The organism is Pseudoflavonifractor capillosus, assembly GCF_016902575.1.
Lineage (GTDB): Bacteria > Bacillota > Clostridia > Oscillospirales > Oscillospiraceae > Enterenecus > Enterenecus capillosus_A.
Map to the genome: position 1 here is coordinate 1 of NZ_JACSNZ010000155.1, position 260 is coordinate 260.

At 52.7% G+C, this 260-nt stretch carries 1 rRNA gene; it reads left to right on the forward strand.

The features are described 5' to 3' along the window. Nucleotides 1–101, forward strand: a 23S ribosomal RNA gene (locus tag H9X86_RS12300); the annotation flags it as partial. Between the last annotated feature and the right edge of the window lie 159 nt (nt 102–260).

Here is a 260-nt window from a genome sequence, read left to right on the forward strand (position 1 = left end):
TGGAGTAAGGCTCGACGTAGACTATGTCGTTGATAGGTCGGAGGTGGAAGCGCTGTGAGGCGTGTAGCTGACCGATACTAATTAGCCGAGGGCTTGACCTACAAAGAAGTGCGGAGCCGTCGTGAGCAGCGAGCATGGACCGGAGCGAGCTTTGCAAACCAAGAAATTGTAAGATTTCTGTTTGCGAAGCGAGACGAAGGGAATGCGAGCGTCGCGAACAGGCAAAGCATGACAACAAGAATGAATGCAGGCAGCTTGCT